Source organism: Acidobacteriota bacterium (genome assembly GCA_009861545.1).
In the GTDB taxonomy this organism is placed as follows: domain Bacteria; phylum Acidobacteriota; class Vicinamibacteria; order Vicinamibacterales; family UBA8438; genus WTFV01.
Genome location: VXME01000005.1, coordinates 24546 through 45658, shown reverse-complemented (window position 1 = coordinate 45658; position 21113 = coordinate 24546). Strand labels below are relative to the sequence as shown.

Below are 21113 nucleotides of genomic sequence, written 5' to 3'. Positions count from 1 at the left end.
TTTGTTCTATCCCTCCCTGTTCGGGGCGCGCCGAGATCGTGGCGCGGGGCGGGCGGGGGGGGGCCGGGGGTTGGGGGGGGGGGGGGGGGGGGGGGCGCCCGAGTCCGCCCGGTCTCTCAGTCTCGGCTTTGCCGATCCCCGTCGTCCATCCAGTTCTCGCGCATCTGGTAGAACGTGAAGGACGCCGTCCACGCGATCAGCACCAACCCGGTGACCGCCTCGAGCACGACGAGGAACCGGCCACTGCCCACCGGGACGATGTCCCCGAAGCCGAGCGACGTGTACACCGAGCCCGAGAAGTAGATTGCTTCGGCCAGCGTCGGCGAGGGTATCGAGAGCTCGACCGCTCCGGCGCGGATCAAGACGAGCCACCCCACCCCGAAGACCACCACCTCGATGACGTGCGCCACGAGGGCCAGCACGACCGCCGGCATTACGTCGGCGCGGCCCGCTCCCGGCAGGGCTCGAACCACGTGCGAGGCCAGCACCAGCAACTCGTAGTGCAGACCGACCGAGAGTAGCGGCAGAACGATGGTGGCGATGACGAGCATCGTCGAGTACGGCGGACTTGCGCCGTGCGCGGTTCGCCGGGAACACCAGCCCGACAATCGTCGCCGAACGCGACCGCTGCGGTCGCGCTGCGGTCTCCGATTGCCGCCCAACCGGCCTGGCTGGAAGTCTACGCCGTTCTACGGCGCAGACGTCCAGCGCATTCTTCCGGCCGGTGTGCTGTCCGCGGCGGTATGATGGCCGTGCCATGCGCCTGACCACCCTCGTCGTTGTTCTCTGCGGTCTCTGGCTCACCGTCTGCGCGGCCAGAGCCCAGCCCGACCCCGCCGTGATGGCCGCGGTCGAAGCGGAGCGCGAGCCGCTCATCGACACCATGCGCGAGCTCGTGGGCATCGAGTCCGGCAGCCGCGACCCGGAAGGCCTCCGGGAGATCGCAGCCGTCATCGCCGCCCGGCTGCGGGCCCTCGGCGGCGACGTCGAGCTCGTCTCGCACGACGACCCCTACGTGATGGTCGACACCCCGGCCGAGATCGGCCAGAGCGTGGTGGGTCGCTTCCGCGGGCAGGGCCGCGGCCGCATTCTGCTGCTGGCTCATATGGACACGGTGTACGTGCGGGGTCAGCTCGCCGACCAGCCGTTCCGGATCACGGACGGCCGTGCGTACGGGCTGGGGATCGCCGACAACAAGCACGGCATCGCCCTCATCCTGCACACGTTGGCCGCGCTGCGCGCCCTGGAATTCGACGACTACGAATTGATCACCGTCCTGATCAACGCCGACGAGGAGGTCAGCTCGGCCGGATCGCGCGAGCTGATCACCCGGCTCGGCACGGAGCACGACGCGGTCTTCTCCTGCGAGGGAGGCGGGACGAGCGACCGGCTGGCGCTGACCACGGCCGGGATCGGCGCCGTGCTGCTGGAGGTGACGGGACGCGCGTCGCACGCCGGGAGCGCTCCGGAACAGGGGAGCAACGCGCTGTACCGAGTTGGCCCACCAGGTGCTGCAGATGCGCGACCTCAGCGATGAGGCGGCCGGCATCAAGCTCAACTGGACCATCGCGAGCGCGGGGGCCACCCGCAACGTCATTCCGGCCGAGGCGCGCGCCACGGCCGACTTCCGGGTGCTGCGGGTGGCCGCCTACGACGAGGTCGAGCGGCAGGTCCGGGAACGGATCCGCAACCGGCTCATTCCCGGCACGACCGTCTCGGTAACGTTCGAGCGACGCCGTCCGCCCCTGGAGGTGACCCGGGCGTCACGCGCCCTCGCAGCGCATGCGCAACGGGTGTACGGGGAGATCGGCCGCCTGCTCGGCGTGGCCGACCAGGCGGCCGGCGGCGGCACCGACGCCGCGTTCGCGGCGCTGGAGACCGACGCCCCGGTTATCGAAGGCTTCGGCCTGATCGGCTTCGGCGCGCACTCGGACGCCCGGGAGTACGTCGAGCTGGACTCGATCGTGCCGCGGCTCTACCTGCTGGCGCGGCTGATCATGGACGTGGGGCTGGAGCGGGCGCCCCTCTGACGCGCCGCTGTCACTTGGCCCAAGTTTCTGGAAAACAGGAATCGAGTTGCGGTCTTCCAGGAATAGTCCTGTTTCAGGGCGCTCCTGCTTCGAGGCGCCGCACCTTCCTGGTCATCTTCCAGTGGTTCCCGAGCTGGCGGCGTCGTTTGAGGTAGGTCGCCGGTCCCCGCGCCATCGGCCGCAACTGTCCGGCCGGCAAGAAAAAGAGCGGGCCGATCGGAGGATCGACCCGCTCTCTGATTGTCCGCGGCTTGTTTACGGCGTGCGGCCTATTGGGGCAGCCGCAGCGCGGCGAGCGAGCCCGCCATGGTGCCGCCCCGGGCGACCTGCACGATGATGTACTGCTGTCCCTCGTGCATGTAGGTCATCATGCCGTACTGGCCCGTCGCGGGCAGCTCGACGCTGCCGAGCTTCTCGCCGGTCCGCTTGTCGTGGGCGTTGAGTACGGGCGGCCCCTGCGCGCCCTCGGTGGCCAGCAGCAGCGTGCCGGTGGTCATCAGGATGGCGCGCCCGCGGGGGGTGCCGGTGCCCGAGAGGTCGACGCCCTGCAGCGCCGGGTGGCGCCGCATCTGCTCGGACGCCTCGCCCACCGGCACGGCGAAGACGTGCTCGCCGGTGTTCATGTCGATCGCCGTGATCTTGCTGAACGGGGGCTTGTACATCGGCAGGCCCTGCGGTCCGGCCCAGCCGACGCCGCCGCCCTGTACCCAGTCGGAGATCGTCGTGCCGGTGGTCGTGCACTCACCCGAGTCCGAGGTGCAGCCGTGGACCTCGGCGTCGGTGTTCGTGCCCGGCTGCACCGTCCGGCCCGAGCAGCCCTGCCCGTTCGACTGGTACAGGTAGCCGGTCTCCGGGTCGAGGGTGGCCGGGTGGGTGATGTTGAGGCCGCCCGCGCCGCACGCGATCCAGGGCCGCGGCTCGTTGTGGTTGTTCGGCAGCGGTGGCATGTAGGGGCCGCCGACATTGAAGCGGCCCAGGATCTCGATCGCTTCCTGCTTCAGCTCCGGCGTCAGGTCGATGAGGTCGTCCTCGGTCAGGCCGAGCGGGTTCAGCGGGGCCGGCCGGGTCGGGAACGGCTGGGTCGGCGCGAGCTGCTCGCCGGGCACTATCGATGCGGGGACCTCACGCTCCTCGATCGGCCAGACCGGCTCGCCGGTCTCGCGGTTGAAGGCGAAGGTCATGCCCTGCTTCGTGGTCTGGATGGCCATCGGCACCTCCTGGCCGTCGACGGTGACGTCGACCAGGATCGGCACGTTGGGCAGGTCGTAGTTCCAGATCGGGTGGTGGACCGTTTGGAAGTGCCAGACCCGATCGCCGGTCTCGACGTCGATGGCGATCGTACTGGTGCCGAACAGGTTGTTCCCCGGCCTGAACCCGCCGTAGTAGTCGATCGTCGGCGAATTGGTGGGGATGTAGACGATGCCGCGCTCCATGTCGGCCGACAGCGGCGCCCACGAGGAGACGTCGCCCGTCCAGTCCCAGGCGTCGTTCTGCCAGGTGTCGAAGCCGAACTCGCTCTCCGACTGCGGGATGACGTTGAACTTCCACTTGTGCTCGCCGGTCTTCGCATCGTAGGCGAGGATGTCGCCCGGCACGTTCTCGATGCGCGACTGCGCGTAGCCCTGTTCGTGGGAGTTGCCCACCACCACCGTGCCGTTGACCACAATCGGCGGCGACGAGTTGGTGATGTAGCCGACGTCCATCGGGATGCCCTCGTAGGGGTCGTACTCGTGCCCGAGGTCCGCCAGCAGGTCGACGACGCCGGTGTCGGGGAAGCCGTCGATCGGGACCGGCTTGCCGAAGCCCTCGAGGTGCTCGCCGGTCTTCGCGTCGAGCGCGTGCAGGAAGAAGGCCGGCGTGATGATGTAGATGACGCCGCGCCCGTCGATCTCGGCGTAGCCGACGCCCTTGCCGTAGCTCGCGCGCATCGACTCTTCCCAGCGCCGGGTGTTCGGCTCGCGGTAGGTCCAGAGCGTCTCGCCGGTGGCCGGATCGATGGCCGCGACGGTCCGCCGATAGCCGGCGACGGTGTAGAGGATGCCGTCGATGTAGCTCGGCGTCGAGCGCGACAGGTACAACGGATGCGGCCCGAAATTGTCGCCCCGCCAGACCCATGCCACCTCGAGGTCCTCGAAGTTCTCGGCGTCGATCTGGTCGAGCGGCGAGTACCGGGTGCCCCAGGCGTCGCCGCTCTGGAAGCGCCATTCGCCGTAGGGGTTGCCGCGCGCCTCTTCCGGCTCCTGGGCGGTGACCGGCGTCAGCACGGCCACGCCGGCAACGAATGCCAGCAGCAGGCCGAGCGAGCCGGCCGTGCGCCGGCCCGATGTGCGGTTCCTTCTCATCTTCTCGTTCCTCCAGAGTGGAAACGCCCCGCAACGGGGCGACTGAACGCCCCTCGTCCGAGCTAGGAGTCCGCGCCGTTCTACGGCGCAGACTCCTGGTCAGGCCCGGTTGGGCGGCAATCGAAGCCGCCGGCGACGATTGTCGGGCTAGATAGTGTAGCCCGAAAACCGTCGCCGAACGCGCCCGCCGCGGGCGCCATGCGGCCTCCGGTTTCGGCCCGCCGGGGCCGGTTCGGCCGCGCCCGCCGGCGGCTCCCGTAGAATAGACGGCGTGGGCGTGGTCTATCGCGACGAGCGCGGCGTGGAGTACGTCTCGGTGCCCCTGCCGACGCACGAGGTGACCGAGGCGGTGCCGATCGACGCTCGCCGCCTGCGGCGTCGCTCGCCGCAGGACGAGCTCCCGTTCTACGCCGGGACGGACGGCGCGGAGCTGGCTGCGCAGCCGCGCTCGCATCGCAAGCACTGGACCGACGAGCAGTGGGTCGCGTTCAAGGAGTTCCAGACCCTGGAATCCGAGCTGGCGCGGACGGACCAGCCGGTCGCCGCGGCCGTGGTCGTCAAGATGCGGTGAGGCGCCGCCGGTCCCGCGCCGGGGCCGGCAGAGGCGCTGCGAGGCGGGAGGAGTCGATCGTGGATTTCGTCGTCTGGGGCCACGACCCGTGGCAGCGCCCGATCCTGCAGCACCTCAACTGGGATCCGCTGTGGGTCTCGATCTTCTGCGTCATCATGTTCGTGCTGGCCCACGCGGCCTACACGATGCTCTCGTCCGGCCGGAAGCGCTCCGCGGCCGAGACCGACGTCTTCGAGGAGGCCAACCCCGACGTGCCCGCCCGCATCCTGCGCCATTCGCTTGCGGCGCGGCTCTTCCACTGGTCGATGTCCGTCACGATGTTCGTGCTGCTGGTGACGGCCTTCTTCCCGATCATCGGGATCGGGTTCGACTGGGTGCCCTGGCACTACTGGTCGGGCATGATCTTCACCGTGATCATCGCCTGGCACATCGTTCATACGACCGTCTGGCTCGACTTCTGGTCGATCTGGGCCGGGCCGAAGGACGTCCCGGAGTTCAAGGCGCTGATGCTGCGCGAGACCGGCCGCATCGCCGAGGCGCCGCAGCCGGCGAAGTATCCCCTGGGCAACCAGCTCTACCACTGGATTCTGACGATCGTCGGGCTGCTGGTCATCATCACCGGCATGCTCATGATGTTCCGCATAGACACGCCGTTCTTCGCCCACAACCAGTACCTGATCAGCGAGTTGGCGTGGGGCTGGGTGTACGTGCTCCACGGGCTGGTGGGCGTCTCGCTGGTCGGTCTCGTGGTAGCGCACATCTACTTCGCCCTGCGGCCGGACCACTGGTGGTTGACCAAGGCGATGGTCTTCGGCTGGATCACCCGCCGGCAGTACCTGGAGCACCACGAGCCGACCCGCTGGCGGGTCACGCCGGACAAGCCCTGGTAGCGCGATCCCGCCGGATCGCGGTGGCGTCTCGCCGGCGCGAAGCGCTCGTGGCGCTACCGACGTCGTCCCTGGCGGAGCAGGCGCGTCCAGACGAACAGCGCGGCCGCCGTAACGATCATCTGCAGCGCGGTAGCGATGGAGTCGACGGTCACGCTCCAGCGGCTCACCGCCGGCAGCAGGGGCGCCGCGGCGACGGCGCCGACCGCCAGCGCGATCTGCACGCCGCCGGTCAGCGGCAGCGGGTTGTTCAGCGACGGCGGGGCCCCGAGCCCGGCCAGCGCCTGGACGAAGACGACGGCGTCCGCCGGGCTGTCGGCGCGGAAGAGGATCCAGCCGGCGGCCACCACGAGCAGCACGTAGCCGTGGCGAACCGGCGCCGGCAGGCGGGCGAGCACGGTCCCCCACGGCGTTCTCTCGAGCGCGACGGCCGCGCCGTGCCAGGCACCCCACAGCAGCAGCGGCCAGCCGGGGCCGTGCCAGAGCGCGATCAGCAGGAACAGCAGCAGCAGGGACAGGACCGCCTGGGTCTCCCGCCCCGCGGTGCGGCCGGGATCCGGCCGCAGAGGCAGCCGGACGTAGGCGTCGAACCAGGTCACCAGCGTCATGGCCCAGCGCCGCCAGAATCCGTGCAGGCTGTCCGCCGCGTACGGCCACTGGAAGTGCTCGGGCAGCCGGAATCCCAGCATCCGTCCCAGCCCGATGGCCATGTCCGCGTAGCCGGACAGCGCGAAGTAGATCTGCAGCGTGAAGCAGGCGAGGCCCAGCCAGGCGTGCGCCGCGTCGAGCGCGCCGGCGGACATCGAGAACGCCAGCGTCGCGGGCGGCGCGAGCGTCTCCGCGATGAGCCACGCCTTCGCGAGCCCGATCGTGAAGCGCCGCACGCCGTAGGCGAACGCCGCCATGCCGACCTGCCGGGCCGCGAGATGCGCGCTCACGTCGCGGAAACGGACGATGGGGCCGGCGACCAGGAAGGGGAAGAGGAGCAGGTAGGTCAGCGCATGGACCGGGTTCCGCGGCGCGGCGGCCTCGCCCCGGTGGACGTCGGCGGCGTACGACACGGCGTGGCAGACGAAGACCGACAGGCCGAGCGGCGCGAGCAGGCCGGTGGCCGGGAACGCCGCCATGCCGAACGCGCCTGCCTCGAGCATGGCTTCGCCCGCGAATGGGTTCAGCCCCCGGAAGAACACGAACAGCCCGATGCTGCCGGTGATCGCGAGCGAGAAGCAGATCTCCGGAACGGCGCTGATCCGGTCGGGTCGGACTGCCGGCGGGCGCCGGTGCGCGCTGGCGATGCCGCGGCCGAGGACGTACAACCCGGCGGCCGCGCCGCCGAGTACGGCTGCGAAGCGGCCGGCGCCCGCCGCGAGGAAGGCGAGGCCGCCGGCGACGAGGATCCAGTTGGCGACCTCGAAGCGCAGGCGTCCGCCGGCGGCGCCGCGGGAGGTCAGCCGCGCGACCAGGAAGTGGAGGCCGAGGACAGCCGGCAGGAAAACGAAGAGGAACCGCCAGTCCGTGAACGTCACGCGCCGGTCATTCTACCGGCGCCGGCGCCCGCGGTCGCGGCGGTCGCGGTCGCCCCAGCGGCGCCGGCGTTCCTCGGCCATGCGGCCGATCTCGGCGTCGAAGAGCGCCATCTGCGCCGGGGTCAGGATCTCGGCGATGGCGGCGCGGAACGTCTCCTGCTCGGCCGCGAAGCGGGCGCGCATCTCGCGGCGCACCTCGCGGTCGATGGAGCGGAACCGTTCGCGGCGCGCGTCGAACAGCGCGGAGAGCCGCTCGATCTGCTCGTCGCTCATGTCGAGCCGGGAGGCCATCCGCTCCAGCACGCGCCCGCTCAGCGGGGGCACCGGGGGACCGCCGAGGCCGAGGTCGGGTCCGAATCCGGGGCGCGGGCCGAGTGCGAGCCAGGGGGAGGCGACGATGCCGGCGCCGAGACCGGCCAGGAACACGACCAGCACGAACAGGCTGACCCACATGCGGGTGCGCATCTCGGCGTTCATCGTCCTGCCTCCGCTGCGGAGAGCGGGCCCGACGGTTCGCCGGCGAGCAGGACGTCGATCAAGAGGTCGTCCGTCAGCTCGTCACCGTCCTGCCAGAGCCGGGTCGCGGTCTCGAGCTCCTCCTGATCCGTCGTCCCGGTGTCGATCGCCTCTTCGGACACCCACGCGGCGACCAGCTCGGAAAACTCCGACGTCCCGGTTTCCGCAACCTCGGCCGACGGGCCGATGCCGAGCACGGCGCCGACGAACAGCGCTCCCGCCACCGGCGCCAGGCGCAGCGTCCACGCGCGCCAGTTCAGCGCGTCGAGCCATCCGGCCGCCGCGCCGGGCTCACCCTCCGGCAGACTCGCCATGACGCGTGCGGCGAAGCCGAGCGGGGTCGGCGCCTGCGGCCGGGCGGTCAGCACCTCCCGCATCGCGCGCTGCATATCGAGGGCTCTCCGGCAATCGGCGCAGCCATCCAGGTGCCGGGCGAGCACCCTGCTCCGTTCGGCGTCGAGCGTACCGTCGGCGGCACGCGCGAGCAGCGGTTCGGCCTGTCGGCAGGTCATCGGTCTCTCCCCTCGTTCCCGTCGGCGTTGCGGCGTCGCGGTTTCTCGGCCTCCGGCTACGCGGTAGCGAGCGGGCGCAGCAGCGTCCGCAGGCGACGCCGGGCACGGAATATCCGCGATTCCACCGTTCCGATCGGCGCTCCCGTGACGCCGGCAATCTCCTTGTAGTCGAGCCCCTCCACGTCGCGCAACACCAGCGCCACGCGCAACTCGTCGGGCAGCTCGGCCAGCGCCCGGTCGATCGCCTCGCGTCTGACGAGCGACGTTTCGGCGTCGGGGGCCGGGGACGGGACGTCGGCGGCCTGCAGCGGCTCCGACTCGTCGTCCAGGCTGCGATCCCCGATGCGCGACTGGCGCCCGCGCCGGTCGAGATGCGTCCGGGCCACGTTCGTCGCGATGCGGTATAGCCAGGTCTTGAACGCGCTCTCGCCCCGGAACCGGCCCAGCCCGCGCCAGGCGCGGACGAACGTCTCCTGCGCCACGTCCTCGGCGGCACCCGCGTCGTGCACCATCGCCGACGCGTAGTTGACGATGCGCGCCTGGTAGCGCAGCACGAGGGCCTCGAAGGCGCCGCCGTCGCCGGCCCGGGCGTCCTCTACCGCCGCCCGGTCGGGATCGATCGCCGCGGTCCGCTGCTCGCCCCCCGGGCCCGCCTCGACCGCGACCGCGTGACCGTCGCCGACCGCTGCGCTCCCCGTGCTCACTCGCGTCTCCGGCGTCCTCTCAACCGGCCATCCACTCCGTTCATTCGTCACCACGAGCATACGCGCACCCGCGTTCCCACTAACGGAGACTCGCGGGGCGCCGCGGATATTCCCGTGCTCGTTCCCGTGCGACGCGGGGAAGAATCCTGCGCCGGCCGCGGTCGGTAGGAACAGCAACTGCAAAGGAGGCACGATGCGGATCGACTTGACGGGAACACGCGGGAAGGTGGCGGCCGGCGTCGTCGGACTGGCGATCGTCGGGGTGTCGGTGGTGGCGGCCGCGCACGCGGCGGAGGCGCAGCGCGGCGGCGGTCGCGGCGGTCGCGGCGCCTGGATGGGAGGACCGCGCGGCGCCGGCCCGGTCGGTGTGCTCCTGCCCCCCCTGCGGCGGCTCGATCTGACCGACGAGCAGCGCGAGCAGGTCCGGACGGCGATCGACGAGAGCCGCGAGGCCGCCCGGACGAACCTTCGCGAGACGCGCGCGGCGCGTGAGGCGCTGGCCGAGGCTACGGCTTCGGCGACCGTCGACGAAGACCGGATCCGGGCCCTGGCGGCCGAGCTGGGAAGGCTCGCGGGCGACGCGGCGGTCCGGCGGGCGCAGGTCTACGCGGCGGTCTGGCGGATTCTGACGCCCGAGCAGCAGGCCCGGGCCGAGGAGTTGAGGGCCGAGCGGGAGGAACGGCGCAACGCGCGCCGAGAGCGGATGGAGGAGCGTCGGGAACGCAGGGAGGAACGCCGCGAGCGCAACCGGTGATGGACGGTCCCGCTGCTGCACGCGGGATGAAGGCCGGTCCCCCGGCCGGCGACGCCACGCCGCGCTCGGGGGACCGGTCGATTTCGTGGCTGGAACGGGCTACATCTTGGTAATCGTGATGCGGGCCACCGGGTTCTTCCAGTCGCGATACATCGGCATGAAGTCGCCGTGGCCGTGGATGCCGCTGTGGATGACGATGGCGCCCTCGCCCATGCCGATCGTCTCGCCGGGGCCGTGGGCGTCGCATTCCATGTCGTTCGTCCCCGGGTTGGGGATCGACGAGCACAGCTCGTCGTTCATCTCCGTGCCCGCGTCGTATCCGTAGGCGTAGCCCATCATGCCGCCCTCCATCGGCAGCACCATGTTGGCGCCCACGAACCCGTCGTTCGTCGGAAGCAGCATCCCAACCAGACTCAGCCGGTAGCCGTACATGCCCGAGATCATGAACTCCGTGGTGACCCCGGGGGTGGTCAACGAGTCTCCCCCCTTGACGTCCATCACGCCCATCATGCCCATGTATTTCTCCATCATCGGCATGATGTTGCCGCCCTCGGCGATGGCGCGCAACTCCGCGGAGGCCATCGTGCCCGGAAGGTAGATGTTCATGTCGGGCGAGTGGGTCAGCAACAGGAACGGCGTGAAGGCCTGACCCGGGGTGAGGTTCGTGATCTTGACGCGGTACATGTGCTGCGCCGACGCGGTCATCGGGCTGCCGACGACGCCGACGGCAAGGGCAAGTGCCAGGATGCTGAGGGTGCGTTTCATGTCGTAGTCCTCCTCCGGAAACTCGAGTTCTGCCACGCGATGTTTCGTGTATGCACGTGAAGTGGAACGCCGCCGCGCGACGTTCATGGACGTTGCAACGATGATACATCGCTCACACCGGCACGTGCGACAGGGCGTCGGCCGGTCGTCCCGCTTGCCGCCGCGCGGTACGATCCCGCATGCTCTTCGCCGACATGACATCGACTACGGCGCGGCCCGAACTGCCGCTTCCCGCCCGCGTGCTCGATGCCTTCGGCGGAGTTCTCCTCGTGTTGTTGCTCTGCGTGCTGATCTTCGGGCCGGTCCGCGTCGACGCGGGCGTCGCTTCCCTGTCGGTCGGCTCGATCGTGCGGCTGCTCGTGCTGCTGGCGGCGTCGGTCGGGGGCCGTCACCTGATCTGGCCGCGTCCGCCGCTTCATCTGCGCTGCCTGGCTGCCGTCCGTGCCCTGTCGGGGTCGGCGGCCCTGCGCCGCGTGCTGCCCCCGTTTCTGGCCACGCGCGGCGCGGTCCTTTTCACCGGGCTGCTCGCCGTCCTGACCATCGGGTTCCCGGAGAGCGGTCCCCCGGTCCGGATCTCGGAGTCCGAGGTCGCGAACCTGCCGCTCCGGTTCGACGCCGGCTGGTACCTGGACATCGCGGTCCACGGCTACCGCTGGTCGCCGGATGCCGATGGGCCGCAGAACGTCGCCTTCTTTCCGGCCTATCCCGCGCTGATGAGCCTGGGCGCCGCGCTCGTCAACGCGGGCAACGAGCCCGAGGGACTGGGCGCCCGCGTGAGCTACGAGCGCTACTACGTCCGGCACGTCGCGGCGGGGCTGGTCATCGCGCTGGGCGCGTTTCTATGGGGCCTGGCCTACCTGTACCGGCTGGCCCGGGAGGACCTCGACGACCGATCCGCCTCGGGCGCGATACTGCTGCTCTGCGCGTTTCCGTTCGCCGTGTTCTACGGCGCGCCCTACTCGGAGAACCTCTTCCTGCTGGCCACCGTCGCGGCCTTCTTCCACGGCCGGCGGGGCGATTGGGGGGTGGCTTGCGCCTGGGGCGCGCTTGCCGGCCTGACGCGACCCAACGGATTCGCCCTGTGCGTCCCGCTCGCGCTGCTGGCGCTCGGGGCCCGCACCCGTTCGCCGCGCGCCTGGCTGGCGGTAGCCGCGCCGATCGGGGGGCTGGCCGCGTTCTCGCTGTATCTGCTGGCCCAAACCGGCAATCCGCTCGCGTGGCTCGACGCGCACGCCGCCTGGGGTCGCTCCACCGGCGGTGGGGACATGCTGCTCGCCGTCCCTCTGGAGTTCCGGTCCGGCGAGACCCTCTACAACAGGACGCTGGGCGAGCCGTTGCGCTGGCTCGACGGCTGCGCGGCGATCCTGGCGCTGGCACTGGTGGCGCCGCTGACACGACGGTTGGGATGGGCCTATGGCTCGTGGATCGTCGTCAATCTGGCGCTGGCGATCGGGTCGGGCGGGCTGCTCTCGGTCGGTCGCGTCGTCTCGACGCTGTTTCCGCTGTTCATTTACTTGGGCGCACGGCTCACGGCAGGGCAGACCACGCTGGCACTGGCGGTGTTCGCCACGCTGCAGGGGTTCGGAGCGGCGCTGTTCTATACGTGGCGACCGTTCATTTGACTGGCGTTCCGGGTAAGAGCAGCCAGCAATACTCCGAGAGCCGCGGGGACACCCGGACGACGCACGCCATTCCTACCGCGACGGATACCCGCCGACCCACACCGGGCTCGACCAGGCCATAGCGTCGTTCACCTGCCGGACGCGGACGTAGTAGTAGTCGCCCTGCCGGGGGTCGTCCTCGTCGGTCCGCGGGTTGTCCTCGTCGGTGTAGCTGAAGCTGACGTCGCGGGGCCCGTTGCGGATCAGGCGGCGCAGCGTGATGCGGTCGTCGGGGTAGCCGTCGATACCCATCTCCCTGGCGACGCCCCCCGCACTGAGGGTGAGCCGCACCCGGCGCTCCTCGATGTCGGCCGGCGGGCGGAAGAACGGCGGCGCCGACCCGGTCTCGCGCGCTTCTTCCAGCTCGAGCGTGATCGACGCGCTCGGCCGGATGCCGGACAACGTCATCCGCAACGAGCTGGTGTCGCCGCGCGTGTTCGTGGCGAAACGGGCGCCGTTGCGCCCCGGCTCGTACTCGAGGTCCTGGGTGGTCGGGTTGACGAAGTCCGTCCCGGTGATGCCCTCGAGGACCGCCCCGTTCACGCGGAGCTGTCCGCGCCAGTGGCGCCAGCCGCGCGGCGCATCGCCGGCATGCAGCGGCGTGGCGTCGGAGAAGAACGAGAGCAGCCACTCTTCCCGGTCGGCGGGACGGCCGCGGCCGACGCCGTAGGTCTCGCTCCAGATCGGCTCGTCGTTCCTGAGCAGCGTCACCGACTCTATCGGCGCCGTGCCGATGACGCGGCCCTCGACGGAGCGCTCGTCCGCGTAGTCGGCGCGCTGGCCCATCCCGGTGCCGTTGACGGTCACGTCCAGGATGATGCGGTCGCCGGTGGTGGCGTAGGTCCGCCGCTCCTTCATCGCGTCGAAGATCGCGTCGCGGGACCTCTCGGGCGCCATCACCGCGCCGAGGCCGCCGCGCTGCGCCAGCGAGTTGCGGTTCGGGGCGGAATAGCCGGGGTGCGACAGGTGGTCGTCCGACGCGGCGACCAGCCCCACCTGGTGGCCGTGCGACAGGTACTGCCGGACGAACCACTCGAAGGTGCCGTGCATCGACATCATCTCGATGAGCGGCTCGAGCTGCGGGTCGGACTGCCGGTAGTCGCCCGGATTGTGGGCGTGCGGGATGACCAGCACGTCGGTCGGGTCGTAGCGCGCGTGCAGGCCCTGGTACAGCTCGGACAGCGTCGGGTACTCCAGCGCCGACACACGCTCCCTGCCCTCCGTGTCACGGTACAGCACGTTGTGGTGGCCCCCGAAGCGGGCGTGCCGGGTCCATTCCCAGCCGAGATACGGAATGAATCGGCCCGGCTCGTCGAACGTCTGCACCGCGCTGCGCGACAGCTCCCACTCGGCGTCGTCCAGCCAGACGTCGTGCTCGGAATGGGTGACGAAGTCGAGCCGGGCGTCGTCGCGGGCGAAGGTCATGAAGAAGTCGATGGTGCCGATTCCCTCGGCGTAGCCGGAGTGGCCGTGCGTGTCGCCCCAGTAGATGCGGCGGGCGGGGTTTTCCTCGACGAGGATCGGGTTCGCGCCGCCGCGGATTTCGCCGTCCGCCGAGCGGATGTCGATCCAGTGCGGCCCCGTTTCGTCCAGCGTCAGCTCCACGACCGTGATCGGCTCGGTGCCGGCCGGCGTGGTCGCGCGCACGTCGCCGTCCACCCGTACCTCGAACGCCGGGATGGCGCCGGTCGCACGGTTGAAGAACGCATCCTGTGCGCGCACCGACAGCTCGAACGGCTCGCCGGGCGCGACGACGCTCGGCACGAAGCCGTGCACCCCGGCCACGCGCGTTCCACTGACCACGAACGGCAGAATCGGCAGCGGCCGCCACTCGCCGGAGGCGTCCAGATCGACGTACAGCGGCAGCGGCATCCGGGCGCTCGACGTGCCGGTCATCAGCAGGCCCTGCCCGCCCCCGCTCGTGTCGCCGTAGGTGATGGTGACCGTCTCGCCGGGGTCGATCTGGCCCGAGGCGACGCGGAAGACCAGCGCGGGCTCCGGTGCCCGGAACCCGCCGTGCGGGCCGCTCGCCAGGTAGACGTCGGCCTCGAACGCCGCGTCGGTGTCCGACGTCGCGATGGTCACGTAGCCGTCGCCGGCCGGGTCGTCGGTCTGGAAGGGGCCGTAGTTCACGTTGAAGTGCCGCGCCACCCAGAAGCCCCCGCCGGCCACCACCGGGCGCGTGCCGGCGGTCCACGTCTGGCGAACGGTCTGGTAGCTGCGCGCCTCGAACGGACCGAGCGACTCGGCGGTCAGTTCCCCGAGCGCGCCGGGTTCGTCGTGCAGCGTGAACTGCCGTACCAGCCGGTCGACGATCGCCCCTTGCCGCAGCGCCGCCTGACCGGTCGGCGGCAGCGTCGACTGCAGCCGCACGCGCGGGCCTTCGAGGCCCACTTCCCCGCCGCCCAGGGCGTAGGCGTCGACCCAGTCGGCGAGGATCCGCGCCCGCTCGGCGATCGTCGCCTCGTCTGTGGGGCCCATTGCCACGTCGGCCTTGAGCTGCTCGACGGCGGCGCGCAGCTCCGGCGTCAGGTAGTCGTCCGGCCTGCCTTCGTCGTCACCGGCTCCGGCGCAGCCGACGGCGACGATGAGAAACGCGAGTGTGAGACCGCGCGCGGCAAGCCGTGTACAGCGTCGGAGGTATGTCATGTGGTGGCTCAGCATTCCCGGCCGAGATTGCCGTCAGTCCCGCAGCGCAGGGCCGGCAAGGACTGCGTTCGTTCTCCCGTGGGGTAGTGGCGCCCGATGCGGAGCGCGTGAGGCATCCTACCCCATGCGACTCCCGGGCTACGTATAATCGTTGAATATCACATTAGGAAAATGTGATTTGCAACAATCAATAGCCCGTCCGGATCTGCTCGCCGCCACCACCACAGGGCTCTCCGAGGCGCCCGTGGTCACCCTGCTGGGAGCTCGGCAGGTCGGCAAGACGACGCTGGCGCGGCAGGTAGCGGCGTCCTGGCCCGATCCATCCACGGTTTTCGATCTGGAGGTTGCCGCCACTCGCGAAGCGCTGTCCGCCACCCCCGAGAAAGTGCTTCGGGACCGGGAGGGCCTGGTCGTGATTGACGAGGTGCAGCGGAAGCCGGAGCTGCTCGAGTTGCTCCGGCCGATTTGCGACGATCCGGGCCGCCGCGCCGTCTTCCTGCTGCTCGGCAGCGCCTCCCTGGACCTCGTCCAGGGGGTGTCCGAGACGCTGGCCGGACGCATGTTCTTCGTCGACGTGGGCGGATTCTCGCTGGCCGAGGTCGGTCTGGAGCACCAGGATCGCTTGTGGATGCGAGGCGGGCTTCCGCGCGCCTGGCTGGCCCCGTCCGCTGCGGCCTGGACGCGCTGGATGCAGTCGTTCACGCGCACGTTCCTGGAGCGGGACATCCGCGGGCTGGGGTCGGCGGTCTCTCCGGACGCGTTGGGCCGCTTCTGGCGCATGCTGGCGCACGTGCACGGACAGACCTGGAACGCGGCGGAGCTGGCGCGCTCGATGGGCGTGAGCGCGACGACGGTGAACCACTACCGCGACCTGCTGGCGGGCGCCTTCATGCTCCGTGTGCTGCCGCCCTGGTTCGAGAACCTGGGCAAGCGCCTCGTCCGGTCGCCCAAGATCTACCTGCGGGACAGCGGGATTCTGCATTTTCTGCTCGGCCTGGAAGACCGGCGGGAACTGCCGCTGCATCCTCGCTACGGCGCAAGCTGGGAAGGGTTCGCCCTGGAACAGACGCTGCTCGCGCACGGCGAGCGCGAGGCGTACTTCTATGGGACCCAACGGGGCGCAGAGCTGGATCTGCTCCTGTTGCGGCGAGGCCGCCGCTGGGGGTTCGAGTTCAAGTGCGCCGACGCGCCGCGAACGACCCGGTCGATGCACATCGTCATGGACGACCTCGGACTCCGGCACTTGTGGGTGGTCTACCCTGGCGACCGCGAGTACTCCCTGACCAACAACATTACCGCCCTGCCGCTGACGCAGATCCGCGATATCGAGTTGCGTCCGGCCTGACGAGCGACGAAGGCACTTGTCCGCACCGTCGGGCGTGAGGCATCCTAGCCTCGATGGCGATCCCCGCGACTCCTCCCGATGCCTCTCGGCCCGAGGGCTCCGCATCCGATCTGCGCTGCCTCCGCGCGCTCGAGCGCAAGGTCCTGTGGCTGGCCGTCTGGATGATCCACAACGCCAACCACCTCCGCCCCTCGCGCGACGGGCTGAAGGTCGGCGGCCACCAGGCATCGTGCGCGTCGGTGGCGGCGTTGATGACGACGCTGTACTTCGACGCCCTGCGGCCGGAGGACCGTGTGGCGGTGAAGCCGCACGCGAGCCCGGTGTTCCACGCCATCCAGTACCTGCTGGGCAACCAGACGCAGGATCAACTCGCCCGCTTCCGCGGGTTCGGCGGCGCGCAGTCGTACCCGTCGCGCACGAAGGACGCCGACGACGTCGACTTCTCCACCGGCTCGGTCGGCCTCGGCGTGGCGATGACCAGCTTCGCCGCGCTGGTCCAGGACTACGTGCGTCTGAAGCGGTTCGGCGCCGAGCGTCCCACGGGCCGCATGATCGCCATCGCCGGCGACGCCGAGTTCGACGAGGGGAACATCTTCGAGGCGCTCGTCGAGTCGTGGAAGCACGACGTCCGCAACGTCTGGTGGGTCATCGACTACAACCGCCAGAGTCTCGACGCGGTGATGGTCGAGCGTTTCTCGGACCGGCTGGAGACCGTCTTCCGCAACCTCGACTGGCGGGTGGAGGTGCTCAAGTACGGACGCCTGCTGACCGCCGCCTTCGAGCGGCCGGGCGGGGGCGCGCTGCGGCGGTGGATCGATTCGGCGGAGAATTCGCGCTACTCGGCCCTGGCCTACAAGGGCGGTGCCGCCTGGCGCGACGAGCTGCAGCGCGATTTGGGGGACACCCACGGCATTCGCGCCCTGCTCGACGAGCACGACGACGACGCGCTCGGACGGTTGATGACCAACCTGGGCGGGCACGATCTCGCCACCCTGCGCGACGCTTTCGGCGCCGTGGGGGACGACCGGCCCACCGCCTTCATCGCCTACACCATCAAGGGCTACGGCCTGCCGTTCGCCGGCCACAAGGACAACCACGCCGGACTGGTCACGCCGGACCAGATGGAGGCGTTCAAGCAGGGGATGGGCATCGCGGACGGCGAGGAATGGGACCGCTTCGCCGGGCTCGACATCCCGGCCGGCGAGCTGCAGGCGTTTCTCGACGCCGTGCCCTTCGGACGCGCGTCCGGCCGGCGCCACGCCGCGGCGCGCATCGCGGTGCCGGAGCGGTTCGAGCCGCCCCCCGGCGACCGGCTGTCGACCCAGGACGCGTTCGGCCGCTTCCTGTCGGACCTCGCGCGGCGCCATCCCGACCTGGCCGACCGCGTGGTGACGTCGTCGCCGGACGTCACGGTCTCGACCAGCCTCGGCTCGTGGCTGAATCGCCGCCACATCTTCGGGCGGCGCGCCCGCGGCGACCTCTTCAAGGACAAGCGGATCGTCTCCGCCCTCAACTGGGAGGTCTCCGCCGAGGGCCAGCACATCGAGCTGGGGATCGCCGAGAACAACCTGTTCATCCTGCTCGCCGCGCTCGGGTTGAGCGCGCCGCTGTTCGGCGAGCGTCTGCTGCCGATCGGCACCGTCTACGATCCGTTCATCAGCCGCGGCCTCGACGCGCTGAACTATGCCTGCTACCAGGACGCGCGCTTCATCGTGGTGGGGACGCCGTCCGGGGTGTCGCTGGCCGCCGAGGGCGGGGCGCACCAGTCGATCTACGAACCACTGCTCGGGATGGGGCAGCCGGGCCTGACGTCGTTCGAGCCGACCTACGCCGACGAGCTCTGCGAGGTCCTGCGCTGGAGCTTCGAGCACCTGCAGGCCGACGACGGCGGAGCGGTCTACCTGCGCCTGTCGACCCGCCCGGTGGATCAGCCGCAACGGCGCCTGGACACGGGACTGGCGCGGCAGATCACCGACGGCGGCTACTGGCTGGCCCCGCCCGGGCCCCGGGCGGAGATCGCACTCGTCGCCAGCGGCGCGGTGCTGCCGGAAGCGATCGACGCGCACCGGCAGATCCTGGAGGACGTCCCGGACGCCGGGCTGCTCGTGGTCACCTCGGTCGACCGGCTCTATCGCGGGTGGACGGCAAGCCACCGCGGCGGCATCGGAGCGGCCCGACCGGTCTCGCACGTCGAGCGGCTGCTCGGTCCCCTGCCCGAGGGAGCAGGCCTGATCACGGTGATCGACGCGCATCCGGCCACGCTGTCGTGGCTGGCGTCGGTCCGGCGCCAGCGGGTGGTCCCGCTCGGCGTGGATCGCTTCGGGCAGTCCGGCGATCTGCCGGACCTGTACCGCGAGTACCGCCTGGACGTCGACGCTATCGTAGAGGCGGCCGCGCGCCTCGCGATGTCGGCCATCGCGTAATACACCATCGGTCCATCCTGCTACCGCCAGAGGCGCTCCTCTTTCGTACTGCCGGCGAGCCACCGCGCATCAAGACCTTTACCCCCAACACGCGGATTCCATCGAAAAACAGCCGCTAAGTCTCCCAATTCTGGTAGCGCCAGGAAGGGCCGCGGTTGGCTAGGCTTCATGCGGAAGCAGTTTGACCCGCTAAACGAAGACGGGCTCGTATCTCCCTGGATCACTTGAGGAGGCATGGTGTCGTCGGGCGCCAGGAGACCGACCCTCCCTTCCGGTTCCCGCCACCGCCACCGCGCCGCACGGTCCTTCACGCTCACGCTGACGACAGCACTGCTGTGCACGATGGCGCCGCCGCCGGTCGAAGCCCAGAGCTCCAAGGCGCGAACGGACGCCTGGGTCGCAAGCGGAGGAACGGTCGAGGCCTCGACGACGATGGTGACCGTCAGGGAAGGCGAGCGGGCCAGCTACCGGCTCAGGCTGACCAGGCCGCTGCCTACTGACGAGAGCGACAATCAGGTGAGCGGGTGGTGGGTCATGGTGCACATACCAGGCGCAACCCGCACCGAGAACGACGACTACGACATCGACGGCGACGGAGTGGGCGACGTCCATCTCATGCCGTCGCAGGGCTGGGAATTCGATCCGTCCGACTGGCCGGCGGGACAGGACGAGAGCCACTGGCGCGACGTCACGATCGAGGCTCGCGAGGACGGCGACGAAGAGGACCTTACGTTCACCATCGTCCACGAGGTCCGGGACGAGGACTCCTACTGCCCCGACGCGCTGCACCCCGACAGGCTCCCCCAGGTAGCCGTGCGCGTCGACGACGACGACGGGCCGAACGCCCCGAAGCCGGAGCTGTCGATCGGCGACGCGAGCGTGGAGGAAGGCGGGACGGCGGGGTTCAGGGTGACCCTGGACACCGAGAGCGAGAACCCGGTGACGGTCCGCTACCGCACGAGCAACGGCACGGCGCGGGCGGGCTCGGACTACGAAGCGGTTGACGACACGCTGACAACCCCCGCGGAGACGAAGACCGGTTTCATCGACGTGCAGACGACGGAGGACGACGACTACGAAGCGGACGAGACCTTTACGGTCCGGCTGAGCAGCCCGGTCGGAGCGACGATCGGTGACGGCACTGGGGAGGGCACCATCACCAACGACGACTCCAAGCCGACGCTATCCATTGGAGACGCGGCGGTTGACGAGGGCGACACGGCGGAGTTCGAGGTGACGCTCAGCGGCGAGCGCGCCGTGACCGCGACCGTCCGGTACTCGACCATGGACGGCACCGCCGTCATGGAGTCCGACTATACGGCGATCAACGGCACGCTGACTTTCCGGTCGGGGGACAACAGCGAGACCATCCGGGTCCGCACGCGCGAGGACAGCACCAGAGAGAATCAGGAGACCTTCAGCGTCGTGCTGAGCGATCCGCAGGAGGCCACCATCAGCACCGGCACCGGGACCGGCACGATCAATGACGACGATGCGGGCGCGCAGCCATCGCTGCGCATTCAGGACGCGACGGTGACGGAAGGCGGCACGGCTTCGTTCCAGGTGACCCTGAGCGCGACGCCCACCGAAACCGTGACGGTCGCCTACGAGACGCGGGACGGCGTGGCGCGGGCGGGCTCGGACTACATCACCGCATCGGACACGTTGACCTTCACCACGCAGGACCCCCTGAGCCAGACGATACCGGTACGTACCATCGAGGATCCGGACTACGAGGGCGACGAAGCGTTCACGGTACAGCTGAGCAGTCCGAGCATGGCGACGCTCGACCGCGGCACCGCGACGGGAACCATCCAGGACAACGACGACCCGGGGCTGTCCATCAACGACGTGACGGTCAGGGAAGGGGGCACGGCGCAGTTCACGGTCAGGTTGGAGGGACCCACGGATCATGCCGTGAGCGTCACCGCAGCCACCAGCGACGGCACCGCCGTGGAAGGCAAGGACTACACGAGAAAGTCGGAGAGGCTGACAATCCGCGCCCGTGAGACCACGGCTACCTTCTCGGTCGACACCATCGACGACCAGGAACCGGAGGCGGACGAGGACTTCACCGTCACGCTCAGCAACCCCAGCGGCGCCACGCTCGGCGACGACAACGGAACGGGAACCATCACCGCCAACGACGGCGGCGGCGACCCGACTCCGGACCCGACCCCGGAGCTGTCCATCGGCGACGCGGCGGTAGAGGAGGGCGAAGCCGCGCAGTTCACCGTCATCTTGTCGGCGACCAGCACCGACACGGTCACCGTCGATGTCGCAACCAGCAACGGTACCGCCGAGGCCGGCGCCGACTACACGGCAAAATCGGAGACGCTTACATTCTCCGCCGGCCAAACCGAGGCCACCTTTTCGGTCGACACCATCGACGACCAGGAACCGGAGGCGGACGAGGACTTCACCGTCA

14 protein-coding genes and 3 pseudogenes (2 of these 17 cut by a window edge) are annotated in these 21113 nt (G+C 70.1%); 8 read left to right on the top strand and 9 right to left on the bottom strand.

The window, feature by feature from the left end; all coding sequences use genetic code 11:
* Together F4X11_00870 and F4X11_00865 are read right to left on the bottom strand one after the other, a co-directional pair.
* Positions 1-98 (bottom strand): annotated as a pseudogene (locus F4X11_00870) (hypothetical protein) (it extends 142 nt beyond the left edge of the window).
* Positions 99-116: 18 nt separating this feature from the next.
* Positions 117-551, bottom strand: coding sequence for a two pore domain potassium channel family protein (locus F4X11_00865; GenBank protein MYN63576.1), 435 nt, complete (start codon positions 549-551; stop codon positions 117-119).
* A gap of 206 nt (positions 552-757) precedes the next feature.
* On the opposite strand from F4X11_00865, the pseudogene F4X11_00860 reads away from it, so the two are divergent.
* Positions 758-2030 (top strand): annotated as a pseudogene (locus F4X11_00860) (M20/M25/M40 family metallo-hydrolase).
* 269 nt (positions 2031-2299) lie between these two features.
* Here F4X11_00860 and F4X11_00855 read toward each other — a convergent pair.
* On the bottom strand, positions 2300-4372 hold the full coding sequence (locus tag F4X11_00855; protein ID MYN63575.1) for a PQQ-binding-like beta-propeller repeat protein: 2073 nt from the start codon (positions 4370-4372) through the stop codon (positions 2300-2302).
* A 271-nt stretch (positions 4373-4643) separates the two neighbouring features.
* Here F4X11_00855 and F4X11_00850 point away from each other — a divergent pair, with 271 nt between their 5' ends.
* Together F4X11_00850 and F4X11_00845 are read left to right on the top strand one after the other, a co-directional pair.
* The gene (locus tag F4X11_00850; GenBank protein MYN63574.1) at positions 4644-4943 is read left to right on the top strand and encodes a hypothetical protein; all 300 of its coding nucleotides are present in this window, start codon (positions 4644-4646) and stop codon (positions 4941-4943) included.
* Between the two features lie 59 nt (positions 4944-5002).
* A complete protein-coding gene (locus F4X11_00845) occupies positions 5003-5833 on the top strand; it encodes a cytochrome b/b6 domain-containing protein (GenBank protein ID MYN63573.1) in 831 nt (276 codons plus the stop codon).
* Positions 5834-5886: 53 nt separating this feature from the next.
* Here the strand turns inward: F4X11_00845 and F4X11_00840 are convergent, their stop codons facing one another.
* From F4X11_00840 to F4X11_00825, 4 genes are read right to left on the bottom strand one after another with little or no spacing between them, the layout of a single operon-like run.
* Positions 5887-7356: an MBOAT family protein gene (locus F4X11_00840; GenBank protein MYN63572.1), complete on the bottom strand. Its 1470-nt coding sequence runs from the start codon at positions 7354-7356 to the stop codon at positions 5887-5889.
* 12 nt (positions 7357-7368) lie between these two features.
* Complete coding sequence (locus F4X11_00835) at positions 7369-7833, bottom strand: hypothetical protein (protein ID MYN63571.1); 465 nt, start codon at positions 7831-7833, stop codon at positions 7369-7371.
* The gene (locus F4X11_00830; GenBank protein MYN63570.1) at positions 7830-8384 is read right to left on the bottom strand and encodes a hypothetical protein; all 555 of its coding nucleotides are present in this window, start codon (positions 8382-8384) and stop codon (positions 7830-7832) included. Before F4X11_00830 ends, F4X11_00835 begins: the two co-directional genes overlap by 4 nt.
* Positions 8385-8440: 56 nt before the next feature.
* Positions 8441-9148: a sigma-70 family RNA polymerase sigma factor gene (locus tag F4X11_00825; GenBank protein ID MYN63569.1), complete on the bottom strand. Its 708-nt coding sequence runs from the start codon at positions 9146-9148 to the stop codon at positions 8441-8443.
* 133 nt (positions 9149-9281) lie between these two features.
* Between F4X11_00825 and F4X11_00820 the strand changes: the two genes are divergently transcribed.
* A complete protein-coding gene (locus tag F4X11_00820) occupies positions 9282-9842 on the top strand; it encodes a periplasmic heavy metal sensor (GenBank protein ID MYN63568.1) in 561 nt (186 codons plus the stop codon).
* A gap of 99 nt (positions 9843-9941) precedes the next feature.
* Here the strand turns inward: F4X11_00820 and F4X11_00815 are convergent, their stop codons facing one another.
* Positions 9942-10808 carry a hypothetical protein gene (locus F4X11_00815; protein MYN63567.1) on the bottom strand — a complete coding sequence of 289 codons (867 nt, stop codon included), beginning with the start codon at positions 10806-10808 and terminating at the stop codon, positions 9942-9944.
* Between F4X11_00815 and F4X11_00810 the strand changes: the two genes are divergently transcribed.
* Positions 10787-12229 carry a hypothetical protein gene (locus F4X11_00810; protein MYN63566.1) on the top strand — a complete coding sequence of 481 codons (1443 nt, stop codon included), beginning with the start codon at positions 10787-10789 and terminating at the stop codon, positions 12227-12229. The genes F4X11_00815 and F4X11_00810 overlap by 22 nt on opposite strands.
* Positions 12230-12301: 72 nt before the next feature.
* Here F4X11_00810 and F4X11_00805 read toward each other — a convergent pair whose 3' ends face one another.
* Complete coding sequence (locus F4X11_00805) at positions 12302-14917, bottom strand: DUF3604 domain-containing protein (protein ID MYN63565.1); 2616 nt, start codon at positions 14915-14917, stop codon at positions 12302-12304.
* A 244-nt stretch (positions 14918-15161) separates the two neighbouring features.
* Between F4X11_00805 and F4X11_00800 the strand changes: the two genes are divergently transcribed.
* From F4X11_00800 to F4X11_00790, 3 genes and pseudogenes are all read left to right on the top strand, one after another.
* Positions 15162-16262: an ATP-binding protein gene (locus F4X11_00800; GenBank protein MYN63564.1), complete on the top strand. Its 1101-nt coding sequence runs from the start codon at positions 15162-15164 to the stop codon at positions 16260-16262.
* A 53-nt stretch (positions 16263-16315) separates the two neighbouring features.
* A complete protein-coding gene (locus F4X11_00795; protein MYN63563.1) occupies positions 16316-18685 on the top strand; it encodes a transketolase in 2370 nt (789 codons plus the stop codon).
* Between the two features lie 234 nt (positions 18686-18919).
* A pseudogene (locus F4X11_00790) lies at positions 18920-21113 on the top strand (hypothetical protein); it runs 185 nt beyond the window's last position.

What these genes read in the sequence shown, in the direction of transcription:
- F4X11_00865 (MYN63576.1), bottom strand. Translation starts at nt 551, where the DNA reads ATGCTCGTCATCGCCACCATCGTTCTGCCGCTACTCTCGGTCGGTCTG.
- F4X11_00805 (MYN63565.1), bottom strand. Translation starts at nt 14,917, where the DNA reads ATGACATACCTCCGACGCTGTACACGGCTTGCCGCGCGCGGTCTCACA.
- F4X11_00815 (MYN63567.1), bottom strand. Translation starts at nt 10,808, where the DNA reads ATGTCATGTCGGCGAAGAGCATGCGGGATCGTACCGCGCGGCGGCAAG.
- F4X11_00825 (MYN63569.1), bottom strand. Translation starts at nt 9,148, where the DNA reads ATGCTCGTGGTGACGAATGAACGGAGTGGATGGCCGGTTGAGAGGACG.
- F4X11_00835 (MYN63571.1), bottom strand. Translation starts at nt 7,833, where the DNA reads ATGAACGCCGAGATGCGCACCCGCATGTGGGTCAGCCTGTTCGTGCTG.
- F4X11_00810 (MYN63566.1), top strand. Translation starts at nt 10,787, where the DNA reads ATGCTCTTCGCCGACATGACATCGACTACGGCGCGGCCCGAACTGCCG.
- F4X11_00855 (MYN63575.1), bottom strand. Translation starts at nt 4,372, where the DNA reads ATGAGAAGGAACCGCACATCGGGCCGGCGCACGGCCGGCTCGCTCGGC.
- F4X11_00830 (MYN63570.1), bottom strand. Translation starts at nt 8,384, where the DNA reads ATGACCTGCCGACAGGCCGAACCGCTGCTCGCGCGTGCCGCCGACGGT.
- F4X11_00795 (MYN63563.1), top strand. Translation starts at nt 16,316, where the DNA reads ATGGCGATCCCCGCGACTCCTCCCGATGCCTCTCGGCCCGAGGGCTCC.
- F4X11_00820 (MYN63568.1), top strand. Translation starts at nt 9,282, where the DNA reads ATGCGGATCGACTTGACGGGAACACGCGGGAAGGTGGCGGCCGGCGTC.